This window comes from Mesorhizobium sp. ISC11, assembly GCF_037162595.1.
Taxonomy (GTDB): domain Bacteria; phylum Pseudomonadota; class Alphaproteobacteria; order Rhizobiales; family Rhizobiaceae; genus Mesorhizobium; species Mesorhizobium ciceri.
On the sequence record NZ_JAVSPW010000001.1, the window covers coordinates 4,735,240 to 4,760,803 of the forward strand.

Genomic DNA, 25,564 nt, shown 5'->3' on the forward strand with positions numbered 1-25,564 from the left:
CGGCTTCCAAGCCGCCCGTCAGCGCGTACGATGCAAGGGCTCTTGTAATAAAGCAACGCAGATTTCCAAGAATGTTGCTTTCCAACAAGGCCCCTATGAGGATCGGCCGGATCGGCGTAAATGTCGATCGAAGCGGGCGCCGCAATGGCACCCCGTCCTGTCATCAGAGGAGGCTCGTCCCTTGCCGAAACAGTGTTTTGGAACGTCGCATGTGCCGTTGTCGCCCGCCGTGCGGGCCGGCGATCTCGTCTATGTCTCGGGCCAGGTCCCCGTCGGCAGCGACGGCATCGTGGTCAAGGGCGGCATATCGGAACAGACCGAGCAGGTGCTCGCCAACGTCAAGGCCGCGCTGGCGCTGGCCGGCTGCACCATGGACGATGTGGTGAAGACCACCGTGTGGCTGGAAGACGCGCGCGATTTCGGCGCCTTCAACGCCGTCTATGCCAGGCACTTTCCGAAGAACCCGCCGGCCCGCACCACGGTCGAATCGCGGCTGATGATCGATATCAAGATCGAGGTCGAGGCGGTCGCCTATCGGCCTCTGTAAGCAAAGCAACGAGCGGAGGTTACTCCATGCAATTCGACCTCCTGCTGAAGGGCGGACGGCTGATCGATCCGGCCGCTGGCCTCGACGCGCTGCGCGATGTCGCCATCGCCAATGGCCGCGTTGCCGCGGTCGACGCCGATATCCCGGCGGACAGCGCCGCGCAGATCGTCGATGCCGCCGGCTGCATCGTCACGCCGGGCCTGGTCGACCTGCACAGCCACGTCTATTGGGGCGGCACGTCGCTTGGCGTCGATGCCGACCGGCTGGCCGCCAAGAGCGGCACCACCACTTTCATCGATGCCGGCAGTGCGGGCGCCGGCAATTTCCTCGGCTTCCGCCGCCATGTCATGGAGCGCTCGAAGGTTCGCATCCTGGCCTATGTCAACATTTCCTTTGCCGGCATTTTCGGCTTCTCGCAGACGGTGTCGGTCGGCGAGTGTAGCGATCTCAGGCTCTGCGAGCCGCGCGAGGTTGTGGCTGCGGTGCGCGAGCACCGCGATGTCGTGGTCGGCGTAAAGGTTCGCTCGGGCAAGCATGCCGGCGGCACCAGCGGCATCGCGCCGGTGGATCTGGCGCTGGAGGCCGCCGACCAGGCCGGCCTGCCGCTGATGGCGCATATCGACGAACCGCCGCCCGGCCGCTCGGAAGTGCTGCCGCGCCTGCGCAAGGGCGACATTCTCACCCATTGCTTCCGGCCTTTCCCGAATGCGCCGGTGTTCGCCTCCGGCGCGGTGCGGCCCGACATGCGGCTGGCGCGCGAGCGCGGCGTCATCTTCGACATCGGCCACGGCATGGGCTCGTTCGATTTCGCCGTCGCCCGCGCCATGCTCGAAGAAGGGCTGGCGCCCGACGTGATCTCGAGCGACGTGCATCTCTACTGCGTCGACGGTCCCGCCTTCGACATCCTCGTCTGCATGTCGAAGCTCCTGGCGCTCGGCATGCCGCTGGTCGAGGTCCTGCGCGCCGCCACGCAAGCGCCGGCGCAGGCGATCGCGCGGCCTGACCTGGGCACACTGGCCATCGGCACGGTCGGCGACGTCGCCGTGCTCCGTCAGCGCCCGGGCCGCTTCACCTTCGTCGACGCGGTCGGCGCGTCATTGGTCGCTGATCAGAGACTGGTGTGCGAAGGCATCGTTATCGGCGGCACCTGGTGGCCGAACGATGCGGTCAACGATGTCAGCGAGACTGAGCGGTTTGTGGCGCATGCCGCGCATACCCATGTCGAGGTTGCGGCGAGGCACTTTGGGCATCGGCACGACTAGCTGATCTCGCCAGCTTGTGCCTGTCTTGGGACTGTGCGCTTGGCGAATGGGGGTCGACTTTACCCGGCGTTGCTCACCGCCCCGTAAACCGGCGTCTCAATGCCTTCCATCCGCGCCTTGATCTGCAGCGCCACATATTTCGAATAGAAGCGCGACAGCGCCAGATTGCCGCCGTGGAACCAGAGCGCTTCCTGGGCGGTCGGCTTCCACATATTGCGCAGCTCGCCTTGCCAGGGGCCGGGGTCGCCCTTGACGCCGGAGCCAAGACCCCAGCACGGGCCGACCTTGTCGGCGACTTCGCGCGAGACGATCGCGGCGACATTCTCGTTCATCGACTGATAGCCGGTGCAGGCGATGATGGCGTCGGCGGCCAGTTCGGTTCCGTCCTCGAACAGGATGCCGCTCGGGGTCAGCGACTTGATGGCGACGCCGCTGCGGATGCCGATCTTGCCGTCGATGATCAGGTCGGAGGCGCCGACATCGATGTAGTAGCCGGAGCCGGTGCGGTAGGCCTTCATCAACAGGCCGGTCTCGTCGTCGCCGAAATCGATGGCGAAGCCGGCGGCGCGCAGGCGGTCGTAGAAGGCCGCGTCGCGCGCCTTGATCACCTCGTAAAGCGCCCGCTGGCCCTTGGGCACCAGCGCGAACGGCGTCGAGGCGACGATCATGTCGGCCTTCTCGGTGGTGATGCCGCGCGCCAGTGCGTCTTCCGAGAAGATCTCGAAGCCGACTTCCATCAGCGTGTCCGACTTGACCACTGTCGTCGGCGAACGCTGGATCATGGTGACCTCGGCGCCGCTCTCCCAGAGGTCGACGCAGACATCGTGGCCGGAGCTTGCAGCGCCAATGACGGCGACTTTCCTGCCGCGGAATTTGTCGCCGCTGGCATACTGGCTGGAGTGCAGCAACTCGCCCTTGAACCGGCCGGCACCCGGCAGATCGATCCGCCGTGGCGGGCCGTAGGCGCCGGTGGCGAAGACGATGTGCTTGGGCTTCAGCGTGATCTGCCGGCCAACGCGGTCGACGACCACGGTCCAGACTTTTTCGGCCTCGTCATAGCTGGCGCTGAGGCATTTGGTGGCGACCCAGTAGTTGAGCTCCATGACGCGCGTATACATTTCCAGCCAGTCGCCCATCTTGTCCTTGGGCGTGAACACCGGCCAGTTTTCGGGGAAGGGAATGTAGGGCAGATGGTCGTACCAGACCGGATCGTGCAGCACGAGCGTGCGGTAGCGGTTGCGCCAGGAGTCACCCGGCCTGGCATTCTTCTCGATGACGATGGCCGGCACGCCGAGCTGGCGCAGTCGCGCCCCCAGCATGATGCCGCCCTGGCCGCCGCCGATGACCAGGCAGTAGGGCTGTTCATCAGTGCCGAGTTCGCGCGTCTCGCGCGCCCGCGCCTCCGACCAGGTCTCGCGCTGGGGATCGGCCTTGTGGCGCACGCCGAGCGGCCGCGCCGCGCCCTTGCGCTCCTCGAAGCCCTTGAGGTCGGCCATCGCCGTGAACAATGTCCGGCAGCGGCCGTCGCGCAGCCGCATGATGCCCTCCCCCCTGGCCACCACGGTTTCGAAGCTGAACCAGGCCTCGATGGTGCCGTCGTCCGAGGTCGCCTCGCCGGTCAGCCGCCACGCGCTCGGCTTGGCCGTCGCCAGCGTCGTCGCCAGCATGTCGGCGATCGCCGCGCGGCCTTCCATGGTCGTGATGTTCCAGGTGAAGGTCAGGAGATCGCGCCAGTAGCAATCGTCGACGAACAGGTTGCTCGCATCGGCCACGTCGCCGGCTGCGAGTGCCTGCGCCAGGGATTCGAGCCATGCGGCTGCCTGTTTCGTCGGTGCTATTTCGAGCATCTCTTTCCCTCTTCCTGCGTGCGTCTAATCTGTGTTGGAATGGCAACTTTCGAACCCGGCGCTGCCCCTCATCCGCCTGCCGGCACCTTCTCCCCGTGAACGGGGAGAAGGGAGCTAGTCTCCGAGCGGCTCCATCTCTTTGCCGGTGCGGTGGATCTGGGCATTGTATTTGATGCGGCGCACCGTCTCGCGGGCCGAGCCGTCGAGCTTGTAGGCGGAGGCCACCGCCAGCAGGTCGATCGCTGCCAGAAAGGCGAAGCGCGATGCCGTCGGCTTCAGCGTGTCGGGATATTCCGGCACCGCCACCGTCAGCCTGACGTCGCAGGTGCGGGCGAGCTCGGTGTCGGGCGCGGTCACGGCGATCGCATTGGCGCGGTAATGCTTGGCGAGTTCGACGGCCTCGATCACCTCGCGGGTGCGTCCCGTCGCCGAAATGGCGATCACCAGATCGCCGGGCTTGAGCGTCGAGGCGGTCATGCGCATCAGATAGGGATCGCACTGGGCGCTGACTGTTATGCCGTAGCGGAACAGCCGGTATTGGGTTTCCTGCGCCAGCGCCGAGGAGCTGCCGCCGAGGCCGAAGACCGTGACCTGGCGCGCCTTGGCGATCAGCTCGGCGGCTTTCTGCAGCTGGGCCGGGTCGAGCTGCCGCTCGGCCTCCTGCAGCGCCCGGCGCGCCTCGCCGAACACGGCGTTCCAGAACGGCATGCCATTGTCATTGCTGACGGAAGGCGACTTGGCCAGGTAGAGCGCGCCGACGACGAGGCTCTGCGCCAGCTTCAGCTTGAAATCGCGCACGCCCTCGCAGCCGATGGCGCGGCAGAACCGGGTCACCGTCGGTTCGCTGACCCCGGCGCGCTGGGCAAGGGCGGCGTTGGAGGCGTCGACGGCATATTTGACGTCGTCGAGAACGACATCGGCGACACGCCGTTCGGCCGGGCGCAATTCGCTGTAGGAATCCTTGACCAGCGAGATGATGTCGGGGATGCGCCGGACAGGATCGCGCCCCTCGGTATCGGGGCCTGGAACAGGCTCGTCCTGGCTGCCAGCGTCGGTCATGGGGTCCTGGTCTCTCCCTGGGTTGCGAGGCTGTCGTCTTAGCATGTTTGCACGCCCTGGCTCCACGTGCCCAACCGGATCGCAACCGCAGCGTGTCGTTGGGGAAAGCTCACCTTCCTCCGTTCCTCTCCGGTCCGTGTCAGTTCCGAAGTATGTAGGAAAGCAACATGCATTTCAAGGCCGTAAAACCGACGGTAAAACAAGACGATAGGTATACTAATCGATTTTCGTGATACGGCTGCTATCGTCGGCGCTTGACAGGAAAGTAGGATAGTTACAGACTGATTTTCGCTGGGGATGAGCCAATGGATCATCGCGCAATCTTCCCGGGGGGCAGATGAACACGGGCGATGCAAAAAAGCCGAAGCTTGGCGTGCAGGCAGCGACCAAGATCTATCACACGGCCTCCGGCGACCTGCTGGCGCTGGACCGCTGCAGCCTCGATGTCAGCGTCAATGAAATCGTCTCGATCGTCGGCCCTTCCGGCTGCGGCAAGACCACGCTTTTGTGGTCGATGTCGGGCCTGCACAGCCTGACCAGTGGCGAGATCCGGCTCGACGGCAAGGCCATCACCGGTCCGCATCCCGATATTGGCATCGTCTTCCAGGAGGCGAACCTCCTGCCGTGGCGCAACCTCGACGCCAACATCCGCTTCCCCTTCGAGATCAAGGGCGAGAAGCCGGATCGGGCGTGGATCGCGCATCTGCTCAACCGGGTCGGGCTTGATGGCTTTGGCGGCAAGTTTCCGCGCGAGCTGTCGGGCGGCATGCAGCAGCGCGCGGCGATCGTGCGGGCGCTGGCGCTAAAGCCCTCGGTGCTTTTGATGGACGAGCCGTTCGGCGCGCTCGACAGTTTCACCCGCGAGGAGATGAACCGGCTGGTCGAGGAGATCTGGCTCGACACCAAGACAACCATCGTCTTCATCACCCACTCGATTGAGGAAGCGATTTTTCTCTCGGACCGGGTGGTGGTGCTGAGCGCCCGGCCTGGCCGCGTCGCCAAGGAATACCGCGTGCCGTTCCCACGGCCGCGTTCGCTGGAGATCATGGCGACGAAGGAGGTCTTCGACCTCACCAACCGGATCAAGATGGACATTGTCGGCGAACGCACGCGGCCAAAAGCGCCGGAGCGCCCGAGCGCCGAAATCGTGAGGATCAGGCCGTGAGCGGGGGCGATGCCATTCCGGAATTCTCAAAGTCCAAGTCGGGCGCCAAGGCGGGCGATGGCCACGAGGTCAGCCTGACCAACCTTTCCGCCTTCGCCAGCGGCCCCGGCATCAAGTCGGGCAAGGAGGTGGCGGCCATTCTTGCCGTGGCGGTGATCATCATCGGCGGCATCGAACTGGCGCTGCGGCTGTTCCACGTGCCGCTCTATATCATGCCGCCGCCGAGCTCGATCGCTTATGCGCTGTTCGACGAGTTTCCGCTGATCGCGCCGCATCTCGGCTACACGCTGGTCGAGCTGGTGTCCGGCTTCACCATCGGCGCCATCATCGGCCTGGTGCTGGCCGCCGTCATCACCCAATTCCCGTTCGCAGAGAAGATCGTCGCGCCTTACATCCTGCTTCTGGTCACCACGCCGATGCTGGCGCTGGTGCCGCTTCTGATCCTGCGCTTCGGCTTCGGCTACACGCCGCGCATCATCGCGGTGGCGCTGGCCGCCGGGCCGATGGTGATGATCAATGCGGCGACAGGCTTTCGCCGCGTCGACAGCGCCAAGATCGCGCTGGCGCGTTCCTATGGCGCCAGCACCCTGCAGATCTTCTGGAAGATCCGCGCGCCGATGGCGCTGCCGATGATCCTGGTCGGGCTGATGATCGGCGCCATCTTCGGCCTGCTGACCGCGGTCGGCGCGGAAATGGTCGGCGGCGGTTTCGGCCTCGGCAACCGGCTGACCACCTATTCGTCGATGATCCAGATGCCGCAGTTCTTCGCGGTGGTGCTGATCCTGTCGACGCTAGGCATCCTGATCTACGTGCTGTTTTTCCTGATCGGCAAGAAATGGGCGAGCTGGGAGGCTTGAACACAGGGATATGACGGCGCCCGGGAGGCGGGCGGCAAGAGACTGACATCAAACAAAAAAGGGGAATGCCATGACCAAAGAGAACTCGATCAACCCGGCGGGGATCAGCCGCCGCTACTTCCTGCAGGTCACCGGCGCCGGGCTGGTGACGGCGACGGCGCTTGGCGCCACCGGCCTGAAGGCCAGGGCCGAACCCTACGGAAAATTCACCTGGATCTCGCCGCGCGGCACGCTCGAAGTGCTCGACGACTATCCCTACTGGGCGGCCAAGAAGGCCGGCTATTTCGACGGGCTGGACACCGACATGCAGCCGGGACCATCGGACGGCACCGCGACGGTGAAGTTCGTCGATGTCGGCCAGGCCGATATGGGCTTCCCGTCGCCCGGCGTGTTCTCCTTCGCCATCCAGAACGGCATGAAGCTGAAGTCGGTGTTCCATATGGGCGCGCGCGACACGTTCAGCATCGCCTTCCGCAAGGGCGAGGGATCGAACGACCTGAAGAAGCTGGAAGGCAAGACCATCCTGCTCGGCTCCGCCGCCTGGCAGTCGATCACCGACCCGCTGCTGGCCGCGCAGGGCGTCGACATCAAGAAGGTGAAATATGTCGAAGCCGGCTGGCCGACCTGGGGCACGGCGCTGGCCGGCGGCCAGGGCGACGCCGCCCTGTCGTGGGAAGGGCTGCGCGCCGAATGGATCGCCAAGGGGCTCGACTTCGAATACTGGCTCGGCGTGCAGAATTCGAAGCTGCCGGCCAACACCTTCGTCGTGCGTGCCGCCGATCTCGAGGATCCCGACCGCAAGGCGTTTTTGGAAAAGTACCTGCGCGGCTGGGCGATGGGCCTCGAATTCGGCTACCAGAATCCACGCGCGGCGGTCGAAGCGGTGTTCGAGCAGTTCCCGACGCTGGCCAAGAATCTCGGGCCGGAGCTCGGCACCACCTCGATCCTGCAGCAGATCAACGTTTTCCGCGGCGACATGGACAAGCGCGGCGGCTGGGGCTCGCACGACATGGCGAGCTGGCAGGGCTTCTTCGACGAAATCCACAAGATCGGCCAGATCACCGCCCCGGTGAAGGCCGAGGATGTCTGCACCAACGATCTGATCGGCCCGGCCAATGATTTCGACAAGGCCAAGGTCAAGGCCGATGCCGACGGCGTCAAGCTGTCGGAAGGTTTTGCCGCGCTCGATGTCGAGAAGATCAAGGCGCATCTGTTCGATTCGGCGGTGAAATAGGGCTGCGCAACGGGTCATGTCGGCGCCGCCCTCCATTACCCTGCCTTGGCTCCTTTCCTCTCCCTCCGGAGGGGGGAGAGGTGGCGCCGCGAAGCGGCGACGGAGTGGGGGAAGGCGTTCGTCAAACGCGCAGTCGCCGCAAGACAGGCACAATCTGACGAGCAAGAGACCTCAGGCGGGCGCGAGGGTCGACCCCCACTCCGTCGAGCTTCGCTCGACACCTCTCCCCCGATCGACGGGGGAGAGGGCAGGCAATGAGCGGCGGCGCTGACCCGAGGTGGTTGTCCCGGATAGACATGCGAGCGGCAACCGATCGCCGCATATTATTCAATCAAGAATTTGGGAGGTAGCGGTGTCCGACAAGGTGAAAGTGCTGGTGGTGGGTCTCGGCAATATGGGTGCGTCGCATGCCAGCGCCTATCACCGGCTCGACGGTTTCGAGATCGTCGGCATCATGAGCCGGTCGATCAGGAGCAACACGAAAATTCCGGAAGAGTTAGCCGGCTACCCACTCTACGAGGATTTCGACCAGGCGCTGAAGGAAACAACACCGGACGCCGTCTCAATCAACAGCTGGCCGAACACCCACGCCGAATACGCGCTGAAGGCAATCGCCGCCAACTGCCATGTGTTCATGGAAAAGCCGCTCGCCACCAACAACGAGGATGCCGAGAAGGTGGTCGCGGCGGCGCGGGCCAAGAACCGCAAGCTGGTGCTCGGCTATATTCTGCGCGTGCATCCGTCGTGGATCAAGTTCATCGAGGTCGGCAAGACGCTCGGCAAGCCGCTGGTGATGCGGCTCAACCTCAACCAGCAGAGCAGCGGCAGCGCCTGGCACTGGCACAAGAACCTGATCGATTCGCTGATCCCGATCGTCGATTGCGGCGTCCACTATGTCGACGTCATGTGCCAGCTGACCGGCGCCAAGCCGGTGCGCGTGCACGGCATCGGCGCCAAGCTCTGGGCGGAAGCCGACAAGCAGAATTACGGCCATCTGCACGTCACCTTCGATGACGGTTCGGTCGGCTGGTACGAGGCGGGCTGGGGCCCGATGATGAGCGAGACGGCCTATTTCGTGAAGGACGTCGTCGGCCCCAAGGGCGCGGTGTCGATCGTCGCCGGCCAGCAGGCAAGCAGTGTTGCCGAGCTGGCAGAGGTTTCGAATTCCGCCGACATCGACCGCCACACCAAGACCGATGCGCTGAAGATCCATTATGCCGCTGTCGACGGCGACAAGAATTTCTCCAAACCCGACGAGATCGTCAGCATGGAGGACGAACCCGGCCACCAGGAACTGTGCGATCGCGAGCAGGCCTTCTTCCTGCGCGCCATCCGCGAGGATCTCGACCTCACCGAGCAGATGGATGCGGCGGTCAACAGTCTGCGCATCGTGCTGGCCGCCGAGCAGAGCATCGCACTGGGGCGCACCATCGACCTGGCCTGAAGTCGCACCAGCCCCCTCATCCGGCCGCTTCGCGGCCACCTTCTCCCCGTTGGGGAGAAGAGGGTGGCGCTGGCGCTGCAAGTCTCCTCTCCCCTCGGGGAGAGGTCAGCCGAGCGAAGCGGAGGCTGGGTGAGGGGGCCGATGCCCCAATACAGTTCTCCGCAGGAGCAGCATCAACACAAGCTATCCGCCGAAGGAGAGAGATATGGCCGCCGTCACCGACAGTCTGCTGAAAACCTATGCCGAGTCCGACGCGCTGGACCTTGCGGCGCTGGCGAAGCGCGGCGACGTTACCCCGGCGGAGCTGGTGGAAGCGGCGATCACGCTGGTCGATCGGCTCAACCCGACGCTCAATGCGGTCATCCATCGCCTCTACGACATGGCGCGCGCCCAGGCGCAGACGGTCGACACATCAGCGCCCTTCGCCGGCGTGCCATTCCTGCTCAAGGAGCTGGCCTCGTCCTGGACCGGGGCGCCGAACACCAACTCCTCATTCTACCTGAAAGATGTCGTCGCCGATTTCGACACCGAAGTGGTTCGCCGCATGAAGGCGGCCGGGCTGGTGCTGGTCGGCAAGTCGAACGCCCCAGAAAATGGCTGGTCGATCACCACCGAGCCAAAGCTCTACGGCGCGACGAAGAACCCGTGGAAGGAAGGCATCACGCCCGGCGGCTCCAGCGGCGGAGCGGCCGCGGCGATTGCTTCGCGCATGGTGCCGATCGCCGAAGCCAGCGATGGCGCCGGCTCGATCCGCATCCCGGCCTCCTGCTGCGGCATCGTCGGCCTGAAGCCGTCGCGCGGCCGCGTCAGCCTCGCGCCGTTCGGCGACTATTGGTATGGCGGCGCCTATTTTCTTTGCTGCTCGCGCACGGTGCGTGACACGGCGGCCTATCTCGACGCGGTCGCCGGCGCGCTGCCGGGCGACCCCTACACGCCGCCGGTTCCTGATGGCACCTGGCTCAGCCTGTCGGCGCGGGCGCCAACGAAGCTGCGTATCGGCTTTTCCGTCACGCCGCCCAACGGCACTGCGACCGATCCGGAGGTGAAGGCGGCGGTGCTGGAGACCGTGGCGGTACTCGAGCGGCTCGGCCACCATGTCGAGGAGCATGACATGCCGCTCGACGCCGATGCTGTGTGGAAGACCTACACCAACATGACCTGCGTGCAGACGGCGGCGACCTTCGACTACCTTGAAACGGTGATGGGGCGGCCGGTGACACCGGGTGATGTCGAGGCGGTGACCTTCGCGATCATCGAGCGCGGCCGTGCGACCAGCGGCACCAGGCACATCTCCGACGTCGAGCAGCTCAGGCAGGTCGGCCGCGACATCGTCGGCGACCTTGGCGCCTACGATCTCTTCATTACCCCGACGCTGACGCAGCTGCCGCGCCCGCTCGGCCATTACGACATGTCGGAAACCGATATCGACCGCTACAACGCCAAATGGGCGGACTCGGTGTTTGCCTTCCCCTTCAACATCTCCGGCCAGCCGGCGATCTCGCTGCCGCTCGGCTGGTCGAAAGACGGCGTGCCGATCGGCGTGCAGCTGGTCGGCCGCTACGGCGACGAGGCAACGGTGCTGGCCGCGTCGGCGCAGCTGGAGCAAGAGATGCCGTGGAGGGGGAGAAGGCCGGCGGTGAGTGGTTAGGTGCTTGGCAGCCCACCGCCGAGTTCCGTGGCGCCCCCCTCTGTCCTGCCGGACATCTCCCCCTCAAGGGGGGAGATTACGCGCTCAACAGCCTTCGCCAAATCATCTACACGGTAAGGTGGGCGAGACGGCGAAGCTGCCAATCTCCCCCCTTGAGGGGGGAGATGCCCGGTAGGGCAGAGGGGGGCGCCGTAGAGCGCTGCCCCTGCAGTGACCCGCCTCCCTATCCAATCCTCTCCAGCCGCCTCGGCAGTCGGTTCATCGGCTTGGGCCCGTCCGGCATGATCAGGAACTGGTCCTCGAGATTGAAGCTGGCGAGGCCGTCTATGTAGAGCGGGATCTCGAAGGCCAGCACCATGCCGGTTTCGATCACGACATCGCTGTCGGCGGCGATGAACGGCCATTGTTCGGAAAACACCGACTGGCCGACGCCATGGCCGAAATGGCCGCGGCGGTAGGTGCGCAGCCCTTGCCGCGCCAGGCTGTCGGTGGCGACGCGATGCACGTGGGCGAGCGTGGTTCCCGCAACAAGGGACGCCAGCCCGTCGTCAAAGGCCCGCTCGGCAATGGCGTGCAGTTCGGCCTGCTCGGCGGATGGCGGCCCGAAGGTGAAGTTGCGCGACATGTCGGAGGCGTAGCCGCCGACCGTGCAGACCATGTCGCACTTCAGCGGATCGCCAGGCATCGCTTTCGCATCGGCATCTTTGGCCCGAGCGCCCAGCGTCACATATTCGGCCGTTTGGACCGGATGGGACAGTCCGGCCGCGGCCGTGGCGACACCTTGCCGGTAGAGGGCAATGAGATCGGCGTGGCGCATGCCGGCCATCGCATCGACCTGCAGCCGCTCCAGCCCGGCTTCCGACAGGATGATGCCTTGCTGCAGCAGGTCGATCTCGCGCGGCGACTTGATGGTCCGCAACCTGTCGAGCACGGCCGAGCCGTCGACCATCGTGCAGGCCGGCAGCAGCGCCTGCATGACCAAGAAATCGGCGGCGGGAACAAAATCGAGGTCGACGCCGACCCTTGCGCGCCCGAGCCCGAACCCGGTCAGGATCTGCTTCAGCTCGTCGACGGCACGGGCGAGTTCGAATGTCGCGGGCCGAGAAAAACCAGGCGCCCGGCCGGCAAGGCCGGCCTCGATGCGTTGCGGCAACCCTTGCCCTGACGTCGAGGCGTCCAGCGTGGCGGCTTCGATCCAGATCGGGTGGCTGCGGATAACAGCGTCCGGCAGAACCCGCTGCAGTTGTCCCGCATTGAAGTCCGCCACCACGACGCCGATCGGCAGGTCTCGGCCAGCCGGGATGACGACAAAGCCGGCGCCGGCGCGCCGGAACAATCCCGCCGGGCCGATCGAGGCTCCGGTCGCATAGTGGAAGGCCTCGGGCGCGCACAGCACCAGCGCCTCGATGCCGGCGCGGTCCATCAGTTGCGCAGCGCGCTGGCGGTCGACAAAGCCTGTCATGGGTTTCTCCACTGTCCGAAGCGGCAACGGAGCATTCCGGGTGCGTACAATCAAGCCGCTGACAACAGCTACTTGATCGATTCCAGCTTGGCGACGGCGGCGGTGAAGCCAGCCAGCGACACCGGGATGGTGACCGGCTTGCGGGTGACCGATTCCATGCCGATGTTCAGATTGGTCCCCGACTTCATGGCCTTGATGAGATCCGCCGACAGCGGCGTGGCGGCATAGGCGCCGTTCTGGTCGCTGGTCTGGATGGCAATCGTCGTCTTCTGGCCCTGATCGATCTGGAAGGAGGCGCCGGACGGCAGGAACAGGCCGTGCGGCAGGGCAAGCAGCATGGCGAGGCTGCCATTGCCGTTGTCGCGGCGCACGGTCACGGTCAGCACGCGCTGCCCGGTCTTGGCCTCGGTCAGGTTCTGCGAAAGCTGGCACTGAAGCTCGGTGGTCGTCGAACCGCTGGAGCAGTTCACCGCCCACGGATTGGCATCGGCCGGTTTTGCATTGCTTTCAGCCGGCTTTGGCTGGGCCGGCTTGGCATCTTCGGCGAGGGCTGGGCCGGTGGCCAGAGCAAGCCACAGGGCGGCCAGTCCCGCGGCCATGCCGAGTAAATTAGATCTAGCTAAAGTAAATGTCATGTTGTTTTGCCGGATGCCCTGCATGTTTCCTCGCCGCGCCCGGTATTCTCCCGAGCATGGCTTGATACAACACCCGCGACTGTTCCGAAAGCCGAGCAGGAGGCAAGCAAGCCGGCGAAATTACTGTGGCTTTTTGGATACAACGAACAATATTGCAGGAGGCCCTCAGAAATCGAAGCGCCGGAGACTCGCTATACAATAGAATTCGAGTAAGATTTTACACGGGGTGCGTGCAGTCCCCGAAGGACTCGCCAGGGATGGGAACTACCGAGACGCCTCGGCAAGTTGGTGAGATGGCGGCGCGTGGGGAGGATTTCCGCGTGCACGCCGGCTATCGCCGTTCGCGAATCGCCAGGCATCTCTGGAAGACGACGGCACTGACGACGCTGGCGCTCGGCCTTTCAGGCATGGCCGCCTATGGCGATCCCAACGGGCTATGGCAGCCGCAGATCCGCGCCATCATCGGCGCCGACAACAATGGCGGCAACGGCGCGCTCGAAGGTTTCATCCCGCTCAAGCAGACGGCCGAATCCGTGCTGTTCCTGGATGTCCGGGCCAAGCACGATTTCAAGGATGGTTCCGGCCAGGATGTCGGCCTCGGCATTCGCCGCATCGTCAACCCGGACCTGATGATCGGCGGCTACGCCTATCTCAATCTCGAGAACTACAACTCCACCCAGTTCACCGCGGCCACGCTGGGCGCCGAGGCGATCACGCCTCATTTCGATGCGCATGTGAACGTCTATCTGCCGATCAAGGGTGATTCGACGGATCACTCGACCAGTTCGACCCTGTCGATGGTCAGCAACCAGCTGATCGAGCAGATCTCGGTCCTCGACCACCGCGATTACGCGGCATGGGGCATCGAGGGCGAGATCGGCGCGCAGGTGCCGGTCAACCTGCCCGACAAGCATTCGCTGCGGCTTGACATTGGCGGCTATCATTTCGAGGATCCGCATGGCGACGACGGCAGCGTCACCGGCGCCAAGGCCGGGTTCGAGTATACGATCGGCGATGTCTTCGGCAGCAACACGGAACTGGTCTTCGCCGGCGAGGTCCGCAACGACAATCGCGACGACACCCAGTTCGCCGGCAGTGTGCGGCTGAACATCCCGTTCAATCCCGGCAGCGGCTCGGACCACGCCGCCAATGGGGCCGATAGCGGGCCGGAGCCGGTCTATCCGGTCAGCGAAGGCCTGCGCAAGCGCGTCAACGAGCGCGTGCGTGGCGATATCGGCGTCCGCGTCCAGTCGCAGACGCTGACCGGCGGCACGACGACGCGTGTCGCCATCAACGCCGCCACCAATGCCGCCTTCGGCAAGTTCTACTACGCCGATGGCGGCCTCGCCGGCGCCGGCACGCTGGCCGACCCGACGACGCTGGACGACGCCGTGACCAAGTCGGGTGCGAACGGTTTTGTCGTGGCACTCGGCGGCAACGGCAATCTGACGACTGGCGGGGTGACGCTTGCCAATGGACAGACCGTCATCGGCGGCGGCGAAAGCGTCACCGCAAGGCTTTTCGGCGGCGGCACCAGCACCTTCAACCTGGGCGGCAGCGACGGCACGATCCAGGGCACCAACGTCGCCAACCCCGTCTTTACGCTCGGCAACGGCAACACGCTCAACGGCATCACCATCACCGGCGGCGGCGACGGCATCTTCGGCAACAACATCACCGGCGCGACGCTGACCAATGTGACGGTCACCGGTGCGGGCGGCAACGGCGCCGACTTCACGGGCAGTTCGACCGGCATCACCGGCTCCAACTTCACCGCCACCGGCAACGGCCTCGACGGCCTGCACATCGACGGCGACGGCACCTACAATTTCACCGGCACGACGCTGCTGCAGGGCAATCTCGACGACGGTCTCGATATCACCGGCAAGGGCACCTACACCTTCGCCACCGTCAATGCGCAGGACAATACCGACCGCGGCATCACCGTGCAGGGCACGTCGACCGGAGGCACGTTCACCACCACCGGCGGCACCGTGTCAGGCAATGGCGGCACCGCCGTCTTCATCGATCCGATCACCGCCCATGTGGTGCTGGACTCGATCAGCCAGAGCGGCGGCACGTCGGGTGTCGTGCTGGAGAATGTCGCGGGCAGCTTCACCGTCAACGGTGCGACGACGATCTCCAACACGACCGGACCGGCGATCGCCATTTCGGATTCGCCGGCGACGATCCGCTTCGGCGACATCAGCATCACCAACCCCGGCGCCGACGGCATCTCGTTTGCCGGCGTCAATGCGGCGGTGGTCGCCGGCAACATCGTCATCTCCGGACTGGGTGTCGGCACCGGCCTCGACTTCTCCGGATCCAAGACCAATTTCACCGCGCAGTCGCTCAGCATCACCGGCACCGGTGCTGCCGGCTCGATCGGCATCGATCTGACGTCGCCGAGCGTTGGCGGCGCGGTGATCATCATCACCGATGGCGGCGTCATCACCAATGTCGGTACCGGCGTGCGGCTGGGCATTGCCGGCACGCCGGGCGCCACGGCCAACGCCGAATTTACCTTCGGCGGCAATTCCAGCTCCATCTCCGGCATCACCGCCTCGCTCGATGCGCGCGGGCTCAATGAGGGCAGCGGCCACTACGCTTTCGGCACGACCGCGTTTACCGGCCCGCAACTTTACGATCTGCGCAATTACATCTTCGTTGCGGCCGGGGCTTCGGGCGGCGGCACGTCGATCACCGACCTCGCCTCGATCGAATATGCCGACAGCATTACCGCCAGCGACGCCATCATTGTCCTGGTCAACCGCGGGACAATCGACGACGCCACCGGCTTCTCGCTGAGCGACGGACAGGAACTGGCCTCGTTCGGCAACGACCGCGCGTTCTCGCTCGGCGGGGTGCCGTTGAATGTCACCGGCACCAACATCCATCATGACGAATCCATATCGGATTCAGCGGGTGCGGCGACGCTGACCAGTTCCGGCGGCGGTAATGTCGTGACGCTGGGCAACGGCAACACGCTGCTCGATTTCAACATTTCCGGGGGTTCCGGCTCGGCGATCTACGGCCTGGGCATCAACGGCCTGACCGTCCAGGGCGTGACGGCCAGCAATGTCGGGTCCGGCCTCTACCTCAATGGTGTGACCGGCACGGTCTCGGTCGACGACCTGACCGTCCAGACCGCATCTCAAACCGGCATCGTGCTTGTCGATTCGAGCGCGACCGTCGATTTCACCGGCAACACCAAGATTACCAGTGCCGCCAGCGTCGGGCTGTTCGCCAACAATTTCGACGGCATCGCCACCTTCGACGATCTCGACATCAGTGGCGGCGGCAGGGGCGTGGCCATCTGGTGCGGCTCGAGCGGCACGCTGACTTTCGCGGCCGCGAGTTCCATCACCAACACGGACGATGTAGCCTTCAACATCAACGGTGCGGTGCCCAACGTCACCTACAACGGCACGATCGACCAGGCCAATGCGGCCAACGCGGTCAGGATCATCGGCCAGACCGGCGGCACCGCCACCTTCGGCGGCAAGATCACCGCCAGCACGGGCTCGGCCAACGCGATCGACCTGTCCGCCAACACCGGCGGCACGGTGAAATTCAACGGCGGGCTGGACCTGACCACGACGACCGGTACTGGCTTCGATGCCACCGGGGGCGGCACGATCACAGTCGCGGCCGCGGGCACGGAGCAGATCACCACCGGCACCGGCCGGGCGATCAATCTCGACGGCATCACCATCGGCACCGGCGGCATGGCGTTCGACAGCATCACGACAGGCGTTGCGACGGCCACGGCGCTCAACTTCAATGCCGTCTCGGGCGGCCAGTTCCTGGGTGGCAATGTCACTGTCGGCGGCACCGCTGCCGGCATCAACGGCCTTGCAATCAACGCTTCGTCATCGACCTTCACCATCACCAATCTGGTGACGACCAATGTCGCGGGCACCGATGTCAGCCTGACCAACAATACGGGCTCGATCACGATCCTCGGCGGCACCATCACCAATTCGGGCGCTGGCGACGGTGTCGTCGTTTCCGGCGGTGGCGCGATAGTCGGCGTAGCGGCCAACGTCTCCAGCTCGGCAACCGCGCCAGGCGCGGCGGTCAAGGTCGACGGCACCACCGGCGGCTCGGTGACCTTCAGCGGCACCATCACCTCCACCGGCACCGGCAATCTTTTCGCGATCGGCTCGACGCTGCCCCCGGTCGGCGGCGCGATCAGCTTCACTGGCCCGACCTTGTCGGCGACGGGTGGCGGCGGGGCGCTTGTCAGCAGCCTCGGCGGCACCGCGACGTTGAACGTGACCGCGCCGCTGTCGATCACCAATGCCACGGGCACCGGCCTGTCCGTCACCAATGTCGCCAGCACGGCATCCGCGAGCTTTGGCGAGGTCACCGTGACGACGCCTGGCGGCACCGGCATCTTCATTGCCGACAATGGCACGGTCACCTTCGGCACAACCCAGGTTACGCTGGGAGCGGCAAGCACCGCCGGCATCGAGTTCCTCGACATCAACGAACATATCAGCTTCGGCACGACCACGATCGACGAGGTTGGCGCCAACCAGACCGGCATCGACTTCAGCGGTTCCTCGAGCGGTTCCTCGACAAGGGCCGATTTCGGCCTGACCACGATCACCGGCACCGGCAGCCTGACCTCGCGCGGCATCGACCTGTCGTCGACGACCGGCAACAAGACCATCACCTTCCTGCGCGGCTCCAGCATTTCCAATGTCGGCGTCGGCGTCGAATTGTCGTCGAGCGGCGCCACCGCGACCTCGGCCAACGCCAACTTCACCTTCGGCGACGGCACGTCCGCCGATGGGCTGCAGTCCTCCATCAGCGCCGCCGCCGGCGGCTACACCGTCAACACGATCGGGCTCGATCCGACGCTCGGCAATTATGATTTCGACGACGTCAACTTCACCGGCGCCGCCCATCTGGCCAGCGCGGTCGGTGGGACCATCATGATTTCCCAGGGCGGTGGCATCGTCCACGCCAACACGGACGGGCTCAGCGCCGACGTGACCACCTACACGGTCGCCGAGGCCGATGCCATGACCGGCACGCTGAACTTCGCCTTTGTCGGCACCGTCGATCTCAGCGGCACCCCGTTCACGCTCGATTCCGGCCAGTCGATCATCGGCTTCGGCAACGGCGCCTCCATCCTCACCTCCGGTACCGTCCAGCCGGTCAATGTCCAGGGCAATCTCGGCGCCACCGGCGGCAACGTCACCGGCGATGAGGGCGTGGTCAAGAGCACGGGCAGCGATACCCTGCATCTGCTCGGCAACAACCAGGTGCGCGACACCGCTTTCGACTTCAGCGGCGGCAGCGGCTCGGTCTTCCTCGTCGACGGGAGCGCGGCTGGCTTCGTCAATACCGGCGGCATCTTCATCGAAGGCGTCACGGTCAGCAATGTCGCCGTGGGCCAGACAGCGTTCAAGGTCGTCGGCCTCGACACCAATTTGTCGATCGCAGACAACAACGTCAACGTTGCCGGCACGCTGCTCGACGCCAATGGCGGCAGCGGCGACATCACGGTCACGCGTGGCAGCTTGCCCAACAGCGGTCCGGCGGGCACGCTGACCGGCGGCGGCATCAACCTGCAGAACCTGACCGGCACGGTGACCATTGGCGACGGCACGCTGACCAACACCGGCGCGAACACGGCTTTCAATGTCGGCTCGACGACTGCCGGGAGCGGCGGCAGCGCGATCATCTCCTATGCCGGCACCATCAACAGCAACGGCACCGGCGCGGCTGTTTCGATCCAGAGCATGACTGGCGGCTCGGTGACGCTGTCGGGCAACCTGACTGATACCAACGCGGCCGCTGGCGGCAATATCGTCATTGCCGGCAACGACTCGGCCGCGATCACCTTCTCGGGCACCAGCAAGGTGATCAGCTCGGGCGCGACGGACGCCGTCAGCCTGGGTCTCGTTGGCAATTTCCCCGCAGGCACACCGGCCCCCAACACCAATTCCGCGATCAATTTCACCAATGGCGGTCTCGACATAACGACGACGACCGGCACCGGCTTCATCGCCTTCGGAGATTTTACCACCGGCGCCGTTACGGTCACCGGCACGGGCAACGAGATCAATTCCGGCGCCGACGGTCTTATCTTGTTCGGCGCCAATGTCGGCGCCGGCGGCGTTGCCTTCGACAGCGTCTCGGCCGTGTCCACGAGTGCCGGCGCTGGTGTGCTGCTTGGAGGTATCAATCTCGGCGGCGACGTCAACATTGGCGGCCTGAGGGATACCGGCTACATCGGCGCTTCATTGATCGGCCTGAGCGGCGCCGGCGTGGTCAATTTCACCGGCAAGACCGATCTCGACGTCAGCTACAGAGGGTTCGATATTGGTGGGCCGCTGGTCGGCACCATAAACATCGCCAATGTCGCCGGATCCACCCTGAACATCGATGGCGCCGAGATCGGTATCGCATTGACGACCTCGAGCGGGACCGTCAACGTTGGCGGGAATGGCGGCAGCGCCAGCATCGGCGCGACGACAAGCACCACTGGTTCAGCGATCACGCTCGCCGGCGGCAATGATCTTGTCCACGCCACACTGAACTACACCGGCTCGATCAACGTCGGCGCGGGCAGCGTCTTGCAAGTCGGCGGCGGCGACTGGAGCGAGCTCAACATGAGCGGTTCGGTCGTTTCGACCTCGGCAGTAGCGCTGCCGGGGACAGCGGTCTTCACCTTCAGCGGCAATGCCGAGGGCGTGTACAATATTTCGAGCACGATCAATCATACCGGCAGCGCCGTCGGCGTCTTGTTCGACGGATCGTCCGAGGGAACGGCCACCTTCTCCGGCACCTCGAAGATATTCGACACCAGCAGCGGCACCAACGGCGCCATCGTCAAGCTCCCCAGCATCGGTCCGACCCAGGGCACGGGCACACTGGCCTTCACCAATGGCGGCCTCGTCATCACCACCTCGAGCGGCGCCGGCTTCACCGCCAGCACCTTCGCCGCCGGCACGGTCAGCGTCAGCGGCGCCGGCAACACCATCACCACCGGCACGGGCACCGCGCTCGATCTCGACAGCGCGACGGTCGGCGCAGGCGGCATCACCTTCGATTCGATTTCGAGCAACGGCGCCGCGACCGGGGTGTCGCTCAACAATGTCGGCGGCGGCGCCATCGACCTCGGCGCGGTCAACCTGCAGAACATCACCTCGCGCGGCGTCGACATTTCCGGCACGCTCGGTTCGGCGCTGAGCTTCGACAGCCTGAACATCGGGATCGCGGCCAGCGCCACCAACGCCGTCGGCCTCGACCTCAACGGTGCGGCGCTCGGCACGAGCACCATCACGGCGGACGATTTTGATGTCGATGGAGGCAACTCCACAGGGTCGATCGGCATCGACATGGCCGGCACGACCGGCACCGGCACGATCCAGCTCGGTGACCTCCTCAACAACAATCCTGGCCCGGCTGGCCAGACGTCGACCATCACCAAGGTCGCCCAGGGCGTCCAGTTCTCCAGCGCCACCAACGCCAGGCTGGTGTTCGGCGACGGCGGCAGCCCGGCCGAATCGAAGATCGAGACCTTCGGCAACGGCCAGGTCATCCACGCCACCGACACGCTGCCGACCAATGGCGACTACAATTTCAACGACGTCAATTTCAGCGGCGACACGTCGAACCTGTCTTCGTACAAGGTCTACTATGTCACCGCCGATGCCACCGCCCTTGGCGACGGCAGCCTGCTCAATCCAGGCACCTATGCCAACGCCCAGGCATCTACCGCCAATGTCATTGTGCTCATCGACAAGAACGTCGACGGCAGCCAGGCGACGATTGACCTCGGCGGTACGTCGTTCCAACTCGATGACGGGCAGGTACTGCTCGCCTTCAAGAGCGACGACGCGGCCGTCGATGTCTCGCAGCTTGGCGTCGATACCAGCGCCGGCGCTTCGGCTGCGTTCCATTTCACCACCGTGCAAAACTCGCCGATCATCGCGGCACCGGCGGGCATCGACACGCTACGGCCGATCCTGCAGAGCAACACAGCCGGCTCGGTGGTCGATCTGGCGACATCAGGCTCGGGCGTCGTCACCGGCGGCCTCCAGAACCTCATCATCCGCAACACAGGCACCGGCACTGGTGTCGCCGTCAACGCGACGTCCGCCTCCAGTTTCTTCCTCCGCAACAACGACATCGCGGCCGGCGGCAGGGCGCTCGATTTCTCCACATCAGCTGCGCCGGCCAACACGCTTCTGCTTTCGATCGACGGCAATACGCTGAAATCGACGGGATCGGCGCTGGCCGCGTCCTTTGCCGGCCAGAACATCAGCGCGACGGACAACTCGGTCGAGATCCAGTCCTTTGCCGACAACACTGTGCTCGGCGGCACTGGCGGCGGCATCGCCTTCAACAATGTCCGCTTCGACTCCAACGGCGCCGGCGGCACTGTCAGCGCCGGAACGATCGGTGTTGGCTCACCAGGCCCAGGGCGCGTCCAGGGCGACGGCCTCAGCTTCACCAACACCAGCGGCACCCTCGATCTCGGCGCGTTCAGCGTCTTCAACAATGGCGGCACCGGCGTCCTCGCCAACACCAAGACCACCAATTTCACGCTGAACAGCAGCAGCGGCGGCGTCTTCACGGGGAATGGCGCGGCGTTCGATCTCGATCCGCTGACCGTCAATATGGTGGTGACCAGCATCAGTTCAGGCGGCAGCAGCGGCGGCATCATTTTCGACGGCGTCGCCGGTACCTTCACCGTCACCGGCAACACGAGCGTTGCCGCGGCGACGACTGCCGGCATTATGACGATCAACGCCGGTAACACCGGCGTCTTCACCTTCAACACGGTGACCCTGAACAGCACCGTCACGGTGGGCGGCGGCATTCAGGTGGCGAGCGGTACGCTCAACATCACCGGCCTCGCCAACATTGACACGACCACCGGCGTCGGCGTCTCGCAAACCGGCGGCACGGTCAGCTTCACCGGCGGCGTGACCATCGACACCGCCAGCGGCACCGGCATTGTTGGAACCGGCGGCACGATGGGCATCACAGCTACCGCTGCCGCAGAAACGGTGAGGGCGACCACCGGCCAGGCGATCAATCTCTCTGGCGTCGCCGCCAGCATCGCGCTCGATTCGACCAATTCGGTCGGCGGCGCCAACAATGTCAGGCTGACCAACGTCAGCGGCATCGTCGGACTTGGAACTGGTTCGCTGACCGGCGCAACGGGCGCGTCGTTCAATGTCGTCGGCGGCACGGCGGCCGTCAGCTATTCGGGCACTGTCAGCAATTCGGGCGCATTCAGTCCGGCGCTGAATGTCCAGAGCCGGCTTGCCGGCGCCGGCCTCGTCGCCCTGAGTGGCAATCTGACGGCCAGCGGGCTGGGCATATCGCTGAACAACAATGCAGGCGGCACGGTGACGGTGTCCGGCGCCTCGAACAGCTTTACCGGCGGGGGCACCGGCATATCGATCACCGCCAACACCGGCGGCACCTACAACATCAGCGGCGCCAGCTACGCCATCGGCATGAGCGGCGGCGGGCTTGGCGTCGACATTGCCGGCAACAGCGCCCCGGTCACGGTCAATTTCAACGGCGGCGGTCTGACGATCGTGACCTCGGCAGGCGCCGGCTTCAATGCCACGGGCTTCGGCGCGGTCAGCGTCACCGGCGTGGGCAACTCCATCGCCACGGGCACCGGTGTGGCGATGAACCTGAGCGGCGTCACCGTCGCGGCCACCGGCATGAATTTTTCCTCGACCAGCAACGGCGCCGGCGGCAACAGCGCCGTCGTCCTCACCAACGTCATCGGGTCGGGGACGATCAATCTCGGCGCCGGCACGCTGGTCGGCGGCAGCGCGGCAACCATCGCTGTCAGCGGCGGCACCGCCAACCTCAACTATACCGGCAATGTCAGCCAGTCGAACAATGCGACCCTGGTCAGCGTCGCGGGCGGGCACAGCGGCACGCTCAACTTCGCCACCGGCGCGCTGTCGGCAACGAACGGTACCGGCCTGCAGTTCGACAATGCGGACGGCATCTACAGTTTCGTCGGCACGACGACGCTGAATGGCGGCAATGCCAGCGTCGACATCCTCAACGGCTCGGGCGGCACGTTCAATTTCGGTACCGGTACCTCCATCGTCAGCCCCAGCGGCACGGCGTTCAACGTCAATGGCGGCACCGCCACCGTCACCTATGCCGGCACGATCACGCAAGCCACCGCCGGCCAGCGCATGATCGTCGTCGCCGACACCGCCGGCGGTTCGGTGAATTTCACCACCGCCGTGGCGAACGGGCTCAACGACACCGGCGGCACCGGCATTGTGATCGACGGCGCGGCGGGCAGCGTCACCGTCAACAATGCCAGCCTGACGGGCACGGCCGGCATCGTCATTCTCGGCGATTCGACCAACAATGCGACCGGCACCTACACCTTCAACAATGTCGCCATCCAGACCGACGCAGGGGCTGCGAACAATGCCTTCGTCGTCGATGGCGACCAGGGCACGCCGGGCAATGACGACGTCAGCGCGGTCGTCAACCTGAACAATGTCGACATCACCAATCCTGGCGGCAATGTCGCCAACATCCGCGGCATGGCCGGCGGCTCGGTCAATTTCGACAGCGCCAGCTCGATCACCCGCAACGATGGCGGGCTGGGCATTGCCGTGCTCAGCAACGCTGGCGGCACGATCAACTTCGGCGGCGGAGTCAAGACGCTCTCGACCGGCGTCAACGCCGCCGTCATCCTGACCAGCAATCCCGGCGCAACCATCAATTTCACCAATGGCGGGCTGGCGATCAACACAACGAGCGGCGACGGCTTCAGCGCCACGGGCGGAGGGACGGTGACGGTGCAGGGCGCCGGCAACACGATCGCGTCCGGCACAGGCACGGCGCTCAATGTCGTCAACACGACGATCGGCGCCAGCGGGCTGAATTTCCAGAGTATCTCGTCCACAGGATTGAGCGGCAACGCAGGCATAGTCCTCGACAACACCGGCTCAGGCGGCGGACTGACCGTGACGGGTACGGGTAGTGCAGGTTCCGGCGGCACGATCTCGAATAAGACCGGCGGCGATATCCTCAACGGCAGCACCGCAGCCGGCAACACCACGTCCGGCACAGGCGGCACCGGTATCTTCCTGCGCAGCACGGCGAACGTATCGCTGGCCAACATGCAGCTCAACGACTTCTCCAACTTCGCTATCTACGGCAAGACGGTTACCGGCTTCACGATGACCGGCATGACCATCAGCGGCGTCAACGGCTCCAACGATGCCGGCGATATTGAAGAAAGCGCTGTCCGCTTTGACAATCTGCTCGGCAGCGCCTCGATAACTGGTTCCAACATCAGCGGCGGCGCGTACGGAAATCTCGCCGTCTGGAACACCAGCGGCACGCTGAACCGGCTGACCATGAGCGGCAACACGTTCGGCCTGATCAGTTCAACCCTCGGCAACGATAATGTCGGCTTCACCGTCTACAACAACGCAACCGCGAATGTGACGCTCGACAACAACACGTTCTCTGGCACGCGCTCCGACTTCTTCGAGGCGGTCGCCAACAACAATACGACCATGGATGTGGTCGCCACCAACAATATTTTCCACAATGGCCAGACGATCATACCGGGCGGCGGCACGGCAATTTCGGTGCGCAGCGGCTCTGCCGGCAACACGTCCGCCGCGACGACGACCTTCAACATCTCGAACAACGTCAACAGCGATGGCGGCGCCAATGCCTTCGACACGGTCGGCATCTTCGTCGCCAAGGGCCAGGACCTCGGCACTATGACCGGCAGAATCGTCGGCAACACGCTGGTTGCCAAAACGGGCTCGAATTCCGATGGCATCTTCGTCCGCTCCGCAGGCGCCAGCGGCTCGTTGACCACGCTTATCCAGAACAACACCATCGCCGGCTGGGGCAATACAGGTATCCACCTGCAGAACAACGATGGTGGCGCGACAATGAATGCTTCAGTGTTCGGCAACAGTGTGACTGCGCCAGGTAGCGCATTCCCGTTCTCCGCATTCTTTGCCGATAATGGCGGCACGGCCGGGGATACAAGCACGATGAACCTCGTGCTCGGCGGTGCGGGTGTGCAGCAAAACACCTTCGCCGGCGGGCCAAATGCAATTGTGGACGTCAGCTTAAGCAACTTCAACGCCAGTACACACTTCAATCTGTCTCGCAACGGCTCGGTGGCGGGCACCGCCGGAGGCGTCGTACAGGACGACAATGTGGGCGCACCTACCTACGATGACACGGGTGGAGTGGGTACAATCGTGCTGGTGAATACTCTGCCGGTAACGCCGCCCTGATCAACCAAATCATTTATTCGGCAAGCAACACTAAGGTTCTCAACCTTTGATCGGGCTCTATGCGGCAGCTCAGTTTGATCAGGTTGGTATTCACTCGGGGAACGTTCGAGCGAT

At 64.8% G+C, this 25,564-nt stretch carries 12 protein-coding genes; 8 read left to right on the forward strand and 4 right to left on the reverse strand.

The features are described 5' to 3' along the window. Positions 1–181: 181 nt before the first annotated feature. Together RPF88_RS23020 and RPF88_RS23025 are read left to right on the forward strand one after the other, a co-directional pair. Complete coding sequence (locus tag RPF88_RS23020; RefSeq protein WP_063169591.1) at positions 182–547, forward strand: RidA family protein; 366 nt, start codon at positions 182–184, stop codon at positions 545–547. A 26-nt stretch (positions 548–573) separates the two neighbouring features. Continuing rightward, on the forward strand, positions 574–1,809 hold the full coding sequence (locus RPF88_RS23025) for an amidohydrolase/deacetylase family metallohydrolase (protein ID WP_224675885.1): 1,236 nt from the start codon (positions 574–576) through the stop codon (positions 1,807–1,809). A gap of 59 nt (positions 1,810–1,868) precedes the next feature. Here RPF88_RS23025 and RPF88_RS23030 read toward each other — a convergent pair whose 3' ends face one another. Then, a complete protein-coding gene (locus tag RPF88_RS23030; RefSeq protein ID WP_337123272.1) occupies positions 1,869–3,656 on the reverse strand; it encodes an NAD(P)/FAD-dependent oxidoreductase in 1,788 nt (595 codons plus the stop codon). 114 nt (positions 3,657–3,770) lie between these two features. Beyond that, positions 3,771–4,715: a MurR/RpiR family transcriptional regulator gene (locus tag RPF88_RS23035; protein WP_024504069.1), complete on the reverse strand. Its 945-nt coding sequence runs from the start codon at positions 4,713–4,715 to the stop codon at positions 3,771–3,773. A 337-nt stretch (positions 4,716–5,052) separates the two neighbouring features. Here RPF88_RS23035 and RPF88_RS23040 point away from each other — a divergent pair, with 337 nt between their 5' ends. From RPF88_RS23040 to RPF88_RS23060, 5 genes are all read left to right on the forward strand, one after another. Beyond that, the gene (locus RPF88_RS23040) at positions 5,053–5,880 is read left to right on the forward strand and encodes an ABC transporter ATP-binding protein (RefSeq protein WP_024504068.1); all 828 of its coding nucleotides are present in this window, start codon (positions 5,053–5,055) and stop codon (positions 5,878–5,880) included. Then, entirely contained in the window at positions 5,877–6,737 is an 861-nt protein-coding gene (locus RPF88_RS23045; RefSeq protein ID WP_013528757.1) for an ABC transporter permease, read from the forward strand. The genes RPF88_RS23040 and RPF88_RS23045 overlap by 4 nt, the downstream gene beginning before the upstream one ends. Positions 6,738–6,807: 70 nt before the next feature. Then, positions 6,808–7,971, forward strand: a complete 1,164-nt coding sequence (locus tag RPF88_RS23050; RefSeq protein ID WP_013528758.1) for an ABC transporter substrate-binding protein — start codon at positions 6,808–6,810, stop codon at positions 7,969–7,971. Positions 7,972–8,323: 352 nt separating this feature from the next. Beyond that, positions 8,324–9,415 carry a Gfo/Idh/MocA family protein gene (locus tag RPF88_RS23055; RefSeq protein WP_224618997.1) on the forward strand — a complete coding sequence of 364 codons (1,092 nt, stop codon included), beginning with the start codon at positions 8,324–8,326 and terminating at the stop codon, positions 9,413–9,415. Positions 9,416–9,620: 205 nt separating this feature from the next. Further along, positions 9,621–11,063, forward strand: a complete 1,443-nt coding sequence (locus tag RPF88_RS23060; protein WP_337123273.1) for an amidase — start codon at positions 9,621–9,623, stop codon at positions 11,061–11,063. Between the two features lie 223 nt (positions 11,064–11,286). On the opposite strand, the gene RPF88_RS23065 is transcribed toward RPF88_RS23060, so the two are convergent. Further along, positions 11,287–12,525, reverse strand: a complete 1,239-nt coding sequence (locus RPF88_RS23065) for a Xaa-Pro peptidase family protein (RefSeq protein ID WP_337123274.1) — start codon at positions 12,523–12,525, stop codon at positions 11,287–11,289. Between the two features lie 68 nt (positions 12,526–12,593). Next, positions 12,594–13,124, reverse strand: a complete 531-nt coding sequence (locus RPF88_RS23070) for an invasion associated locus B family protein (protein ID WP_245267610.1) — start codon at positions 13,122–13,124, stop codon at positions 12,594–12,596. Positions 13,125–13,417: 293 nt separating this feature from the next. Between RPF88_RS23070 and RPF88_RS23075 the strand changes: the two genes are divergently transcribed. Next, positions 13,418–25,450: a hypothetical protein gene (locus RPF88_RS23075; protein WP_337123275.1), complete on the forward strand. Its 12,033-nt coding sequence runs from the start codon at positions 13,418–13,420 to the stop codon at positions 25,448–25,450. Positions 25,451–25,564 lie beyond the last annotated feature (114 nt).

Excerpts from the sequence above, each read along its gene's own strand:
- RPF88_RS23025 (WP_224675885.1), top strand. The coding sequence starts at position 574 with ATGCAATTCGACCTCCTGCTGAAGGGCGGACGGCTGATCGATCCGGCC.
- RPF88_RS23030 (WP_337123272.1), bottom strand. The coding sequence starts at position 3,656 with ATGCTCGAAATAGCACCGACGAAACAGGCAGCCGCATGGCTCGAATCC.
- RPF88_RS23035 (WP_024504069.1), bottom strand. The coding sequence starts at position 4,715 with ATGACCGACGCTGGCAGCCAGGACGAGCCTGTTCCAGGCCCCGATACC.
- RPF88_RS23040 (WP_024504068.1), top strand. The coding sequence starts at position 5,053 with ATGAACACGGGCGATGCAAAAAAGCCGAAGCTTGGCGTGCAGGCAGCG.
- RPF88_RS23050 (WP_013528758.1), top strand. The coding sequence starts at position 6,808 with ATGACCAAAGAGAACTCGATCAACCCGGCGGGGATCAGCCGCCGCTAC.
- RPF88_RS23060 (WP_337123273.1), top strand. The coding sequence starts at position 9,621 with ATGGCCGCCGTCACCGACAGTCTGCTGAAAACCTATGCCGAGTCCGAC.
- RPF88_RS23065 (WP_337123274.1), bottom strand. The coding sequence starts at position 12,525 with ATGACAGGCTTTGTCGACCGCCAGCGCGCTGCGCAACTGATGGACCGC.
- RPF88_RS23070 (WP_245267610.1), bottom strand. The coding sequence starts at position 13,124 with ATGGCCGCGGGACTGGCCGCCCTGTGGCTTGCTCTGGCCACCGGCCCA.
- RPF88_RS23075 (WP_337123275.1), top strand. The coding sequence starts at position 13,418 with ATGGGAACTACCGAGACGCCTCGGCAAGTTGGTGAGATGGCGGCGCGT.